We start from the raw sequence: 3,984 nt of genomic DNA, 5'->3' as shown, positions 1-3,984 counted from the left end.
CCCGGCGACGCCGCCCGCTGCGCCGCGCCCGCGGGGATGACCGCGGGCATGACCGCGGCCGCGCCGGAGCACCCTCGTCGTGCGTCTAGAATTCGGTGATGACGAAAGCCCCAGGGGACGACGCCTGTAGTACCCAGCCGGGTCCGGCCCGGCTTCCCGGAACGGCGCGATCGTGCTGATCGGCGCCGGTCTGCTCACCATCCTCCTGCTCACCGCGGCGACCGGCTACTTCGTGGCCCAGGAGTTCGCCTACGTCGCCGTCGACCGCGGCGAGTTGCAGCGTCTCTCGCAGGACGGCGACGCACCGGCGCGACGAGCGTTGCGGGTCACCTCACAGCTGTCGTTCACCCTCTCTGGTGCGCAGTTCGGCATCACGGTCACGGCCCTGGTCGTCGGCTACGTGTCCGAGCCCCTGCTCGGTGAGGGGCTCGCCGACGCACTGGGCTTCACCGGGCTGTCCCGCACCGACCGGCTCTCGATCGCCCTGGCGGCCGCGTTGCTGTTCAGCACACTGGTCCAGATGGTGGTCGGCGAGCTGGCCCCGAAGAACCTCGCCATCTCCCGCGCGACCGTGCTGGCCCGTTGGCTGAGCCGCTCGACGCTCCTTTACCTGGCGCTGGCCGGCCCCGTCATCCGACTGTTCGACCGCGCCTCGACCGCGCTGCTGCGCGCGGTCGGGATCGAGCCGATCGAGGAGCTGCCCCAGGGCGCGACCCCGGAGGACCTCGAGGGGATCATCCACGAGTCGCACACCCGCGGGCTCCTCGACGCCGACCTGTCCAGACTGCTGGACCGGGCGCTCGCCTTCCGCCACCTGCTGGCCGAACAGGTCATGACCCCCCGCATCGACGTCACCGTCATCCGAGCCGACGAGCCGGCCAGCCGGGTGACCGAGCTGCTGGCCACCGGCAGCTCGCGGTTCCCGGTGACCGGGCGCGACGTCGACGACATCATCGGGCAGGTCGGTGTCAAGGAGCTGCTGGCGGTGCCGGTCGAGCAACGGTCCACGACACCGGTGCGTCGGATCGTCACCCCACCGGTGCGGCTCCCCACCAGCCTCCCGCTGCCCGCGGTGTTGGAGCGGCTGCGGGCAGAGCGTCGCCAGATGGCTGTGGTCGTCGACGAGTACGGCGGTTTTGCCGGGGTGATCACCTTCGAGGACGTGGCCGAGGAGGTGGTCGGGGAGATCCTCGACGAGGACGACGCGGACGAGCCGGTGATCCAGCGGCGTCCAGACGGGGCCTGGCAGGTGCCGGCCCGGATGCGGATCGACGAGGTGGTCGCCCAGACCGGCCTCCCGTTGCCCGACGACGAGGACTTCGACACCCTCGGTGGTCTCGTCCTGGACCGGCTCGGCCGCACCGCAGAGGTGGGTGACGTCATCGAGCTGGACGGCGCGGCGGCGCGGGGCGCGGGGAAACCAGCCTCCACGACCGAGCTCGAGGTGCTGGCCGTGAACCGCCACGTGCCGCTCACGGTTCTCGCCCGACAGCGCAGCGACCAGGGGGCGGACCGATGAACCTCGCCGTCGCGCTCCTGGTCTCCCTCGGGCTGCTGGTCGCCAACGCCTTCTTCGTCGCCGCGGAGTTCGCCCTCGTGGCGAGCCGGACGCACCGGCTCGAGCGGCTGGCGGCCGACGGCGGCCGAGCGGCCAGAGCGGCCTACGAGGGGAGCCGCGAGCTGTCGCTCATGCTCGCCGGCGCCCAGCTCGGCATCACCATCTGCACGCTCGGACTCGGTGCGCTGGCCAAACCCGCGCTCGCCACGTTGCTCGACCCGGCCTTCCGCGCGCTCGGCCTGCCGGTGCAGCTGGGCGGCGTCGTCGCGATCGTGCTCGCTGTCGTCGTGGTCGTGTTCCTGCACATGGTGATCGGCGAGATGGCGCCCAAGTCCTGGGCCATCTCGCACCCCGAGCGCTCGGCGCTCCTGCTCGCCCTGCCCTTCCGCGGCTTCACCCGTGCGGTCCGGCCGGCCCTGCGCCTGTTCAACGCTCTCGCCAACGTCCTGGTCCGGGCCGTCGGCGTCAGCCCACGGGACACGGTGGACCGCGCGCACGCCCCGGCCCAGCTGCATCTGCTGTTCGCCCAGTCACACGAGCACGGGGCCCTCCCTGACCACGAGCACCGGTTCCTCAGTGGGGCACTGTGGCTGGAGCAGAAGACCCTCGGCGCGCTGATGCGGCCCATAGCGGACGCCGTCACCATCGCCGCCTCGGCCTCGTCCCTGGACGTCGAACGGGTGAGCCGCGACACCGGTCGCTCCCGCCTCATCGTCCTGGAGGACGGCACGCCGCAGGGGCTGGTGCACGTGCGTGATGCCGTGCAGCGCAACGGCGGCGGGACGCCCTGCACGGTGTCGGAGCTGCGTCAGGGCCTCCTCGTGTTGCCGGCCGACCTGCCCCTGATCGACGCTGTCACCCGGATGCGCGAACAGCACGCACAGCTGACCCTGGTGGCACGGGACGGCGCCATCGCCGGTCTGGCCGCCCTCGAGGACCTGCTCGAGGAGGTCCTCGGTCAGTTCGAGGACGAGACCGATCCGTCCGGGTCCGGCTGAGCCGCCGGCGGGCCGCCCAGCCCGCGCCATGCCTGTTGCAACAGGGCCACGAGCTCGTCGACCGACTGGGGCCCCTCCCCCCGGACGCCGCCGTTGACCAGCACGTACGGCACCGACGAGATCCCGAGCTGCACGGCGAGGGCCTCGTCCTGGCGCACCTGCTCGGCATACTCCTCACCCGCGAGCACGGAGGCGAGGAGCACCTCGTCGAGCCCGGCCTCGGCACCGAGTCGCTGGAGCGCGTCCGGGTCGTCCAGGTGCCTGCCCTCCACGAACTGCGCGGTGAACAATCGCTCCAGGACGGCTGCCTGCTGCGCCGGGCCTCCCTGGTCCAGCCCGAGATGGCACAGCCGGTGCGCGTCGAAGGTGCTGCTCTGCACGGCGCGCTCGAAGTCGAAGCGCAGGTCCTCCTCGCGCGCGGCCTCGTTCACGCGGGTGCCCACCTCGCGCGCGGCGACCGGCCCGCCATACCGGTCGGCCAGGTGCTGCACGAAGGGGCGCCGGTCCGGCCGACGCGGGTCCAGCTCGAAGGAGCGGTGGCGCACCAGCACCTCCCCGGGGTGCTCGAACCCGCGCACGGCGCGCTCCAGCCGGCGCTTGCCGACGTAGCACCACGGACACGCCAGGTCCGACCACACCTCCACCTGCAGCCGGTGCTGTGCGGGGGCCTGCTCCGGGATGCTCATGGCCCCAGTGTCCCAAGAACCCGGGCCCGGGGACACCGATGGCCCCCCACCGCGTGTGCGGTGAGGAGCCATCGAGGAGCGTCGCGGTCGGTCAGACGCGTCCGAAGGTGACGGCGCCGCTGCTGTAGAAGATCGCGCGCTTCTGGACGGGGACCCCGGGGCGACCGGAGTCATACATCATCCCGCCGCCGGCGTAGATGCCCACGTGGTGGGCGGGGTAGCCGAAGAAGACGAGGTCACCCGGCTGGGGGTCGGAGACCGGCGTCGCCTGCGCCTGCTGTCCGGTGGTGGTGCGGCTCAGGCTGATGCCCGCCTGCCCGAAGACATACTGGGTGAAGCCGGAGCAGTCGAAGCCCGAAGGAGAACTGCCGCCGTAGACGTAGGGAGTGCCGACGTAGCGCGCGGCGATGGCGAGCACACCCGAAGGCGCCGGCGCGGCCTGCTCGGCAGCGGCCTGCTCCTCCGCCTTCTTCTGCTCGGCCGCCCGCTCGGCCGCCTCACGCTCGGCTGCGGCACGCTGCTCTGCCTCCCGCTCGGCCTCAGCCTGCTGCGCCGCCTCACGCTCCGCGGCCGACTCGCGCTCGGTGGACCGGCTCGGTGCGGTCGTGGTCCGCTCGACCTCGGGCGCGGCGGCCTCCACGGGCTCCGGCTCGGGGGCCTTGTTGCCCTTGAATCCGACCTGGCCGAACTGCGGCGAGACCACGCTCGCCGCGACGGCGGGCCTCGCGACAGCGGGCACCGG

Annotated in this window: 4 protein-coding genes; 2 read left to right on the top strand and 2 right to left on the bottom strand. The window is 72.7% G+C overall.

Annotated elements, in window-relative coordinates; translation table 11 throughout:
* The first annotated feature begins 172 nt into the window (after positions 1–172).
* Together FRW57_RS18390 and FRW57_RS18385 are read left to right on the top strand one after the other, a co-directional pair.
* Positions 173–1,519 (top strand): hemolysin family protein, encoded by a 1,347-nt coding sequence (locus FRW57_RS18390; protein WP_137120008.1) that lies wholly within the window; start codon positions 173–175, stop codon positions 1,517–1,519.
* Entirely contained in the window at positions 1,516–2,556 is a 1,041-nt protein-coding gene (locus FRW57_RS18385; protein ID WP_152186697.1) for a hemolysin family protein, read from the top strand. The genes FRW57_RS18390 and FRW57_RS18385 overlap by 4 nt, the downstream gene beginning before the upstream one ends.
* Here the strand turns inward: FRW57_RS18385 and FRW57_RS18380 are convergent.
* Positions 2,517–3,242 carry a DsbA family oxidoreductase gene (locus FRW57_RS18380; protein ID WP_152186696.1) on the bottom strand — a complete coding sequence of 242 codons (726 nt, stop codon included), beginning with the start codon at positions 3,240–3,242 and terminating at the stop codon, positions 2,517–2,519. The two genes, FRW57_RS18385 and FRW57_RS18380, sit on opposite strands and share 40 nt — an antisense overlap.
* 91 nt (positions 3,243–3,333) lie before the next feature.
* A partial coding sequence (locus FRW57_RS18375) for a C40 family peptidase (RefSeq protein WP_152186695.1) occupies positions 3,334–3,984 on the bottom strand: 651 nt, incomplete at its 5' end.

Source organism: Segeticoccus rhizosphaerae, assembly GCF_009192725.1.
Classification (GTDB): domain Bacteria; phylum Actinomycetota; class Actinomycetes; order Actinomycetales; family Dermatophilaceae; genus Segeticoccus; species Segeticoccus rhizosphaerae.
This window is presented reverse-complemented; position numbering and strand designations above follow the sequence as displayed.

Coding starts and splice junctions, on each gene's coding strand:
- FRW57_RS18385 (WP_152186697.1), top strand. CDS start 1,516: ATGAACCTCGCCGTCGCGCTCCTGGTCTCCCTCGGGCTGCTGGTCGCC.
- FRW57_RS18380 (WP_152186696.1), bottom strand. CDS start 3,242: ATGAGCATCCCGGAGCAGGCCCCCGCACAGCACCGGCTGCAGGTGGAG.